Raw genomic sequence first — 1979 nt, 5'->3', positions numbered from 1 at the left:
ACCCTAGTGGGGCACAAGGCTATTCTGGATAGTCGTCAGTTGGGAGCTGATCGAGCCAGTCAGCAGTTGCTGAAGAAATGCATGCGCGGAAGGATTGAGCGGACGCCTGGCAATTTTCGTCAGGGGTTTGCCGACGTTCGGCCCTTCGGCGAAAGCGAGCGTTATTTTGTCCGTGTCGACTTGTGACAAGCTCACTAAGCCGCCGGGACCTTTGAAATGGATCAGCGTCCAGGTCGGCCCCAGAGCGCTAAGGTTTTTCGTGACGAGGAACTGGATGGAGCCACCGAAGACGCCCTTCGACGTCAAATTGACCGATTGATCGAGATTTGGCGAAACCGACGCCATCGCGACAAAATCGCTGATCCCCAACGTTCCGGCAAGCTCGGTGTCGGCAGGCGGACATTCGTGCGGATCTACACCGCTCCTCCAATCGTTGTAGATGTCGCGGATCGCGAACTGAAGATTCTCCGTGAAATTATGGTCACGGGATTCGCTCAGGGTCCCGGTCCCGCCAGCGGCGAATGACGTGGCTGCGGTAAACGGATTCATATATGAGATCGTGGGTGCGAGACCGCCCGTGTTGTTGACTTCCAGTGACAGCGCAACTTCGACCTCATAGTCGTGGTTGAGAAGAAAGTCACGGTGCCACGTAATCGGGTCTTCGGGGCGATCGTTCCGCACCATGTCCCTGAACTCGCACTGAATGCGTGCAACAATTGTGTGGGCCGTAGGTTGGCCGGTCGTCGAATATGGCACGTCATAGCGCGGGACCGCGCAACCTCCGCATATCAGTCCGCTCGCAAACGTACCGCAAAGCCAGAACAGTCGACAAGAATGCATAACGTGCCCCCACCGATCGACTTACGATCGCAATTCCGAGATCTGTGAATGTCTGAGAAACCCTCAGTTCTCAGCGCAGGCGCCCGGGGTCCATTGCGGGGTCCCGCCCCTCTGCCGCGCGATTATTCCGCATTCGGCCTGCGTGATCCCAGGAATTTGGTCTTCTGGCTTGCTATCGTATTCGATCGTGCAGCAACCTTTCGCTGATACAGCGCTTGCACGTTTTGCGGCAGACTTCTTTGCCCGTGGTTTCTTCTTCGGAGATGGTCTCTTCGCCATAGCTCCCCTCACGCCCAATGAAATGAATGAAACGTCTCAGCCTCACGCGAATTCTTCGGATTGGAGGAATGCGGTACATTACTCGCACAAATTGCGCTGTGTAAATGGATTAGTTCGGACGTTAGAATGGTACTCTTTTGCCGACGGGGCTGGCCGAGACGGCCGGCGCGCCTGGGCTTAGGTGCTGGGTCCCTACTCAGGAGATCGGTGCCAAGCCCTCGTCCATCCTCAATACGGACCCGGCAGCCTCCATCATGGTAACCTGCTCTCGCTCTCTTTGCTCACATTGGCGGGCAACAGCGTGCGGGCGGCCCACGCGAATGCGGCACCTCCCGATCGCCGTTTGGCCTCAAGCTTGATGACCACTCGAACGCTGGAGTCGTGAAGAAGCATATGCCGCCGGCAGCGAGCAGCCGTGCTACCTCCCGCCAAAATCCAGGAGCGTTATACGGATCGCCAAGTGATGAAACGATTAGTGAGACGGTTCCCGACCGCCAGTCCAGTCGCGTCGGTCGAGGCGACCGCCGCTCGCAATCCATTGGCTGGAATAAGGCAGCGTGCGTGGTGAACGGTCGACCAAGATTACTCGCGAGCGCGCGCCCCGCGCAGCTGTTTCCGGCGACAAAATTGATAGATCAACCGCGCGGAAACCCAATTCGCTGACCGCTTCAACCTGATTCCCTGTCCAGCCCTCCCGCGAAAAATATTCTTATTTCGCTTTTTCCGAAATCATGGTTACCTCTTCCGTCCCGTGCTCTTCCAAGAGGTGCGCTTTGCGATCGTCACGAACGTTGGGCGCGGGACGCGGTGATCGGATGAGATTGCAGCGCGCATTCGCGAGCGGACGAACAGGCCTGATA

General features: G+C 57.4%; 1 protein-coding gene. It reads right to left on the bottom strand.

The genetic code is table 11. From position 1 onward, the window contains the following. Window positions 1-3: 3 nt before the first annotated feature. Window positions 4-684, bottom strand: coding sequence for a hypothetical protein (locus tag WCB02_RS08895; RefSeq protein WP_423957589.1), 681 nt, complete (start codon window positions 682-684; stop codon window positions 4-6). Between the last annotated feature and the right edge of the window lie 1295 nt (window positions 685-1979).

It is taken from the genome of Bradyrhizobium sp. (genome assembly GCF_049581145.1).
Taxonomy (GTDB): domain Bacteria; phylum Pseudomonadota; class Alphaproteobacteria; order Rhizobiales; family Xanthobacteraceae; genus Bradyrhizobium.
The sequence above is the reverse complement of the archived record's forward strand: the minus strand, read 5'-3'. Positions and strand labels throughout refer to the sequence as shown.

Excerpts from the sequence above, each read along its gene's own strand:
- WCB02_RS08895 (WP_423957589.1), bottom strand. The coding sequence starts at position 684 with ATGGTGCGGAACGATCGCCCCGAAGACCCGATTACGTGGCACCGTGAC.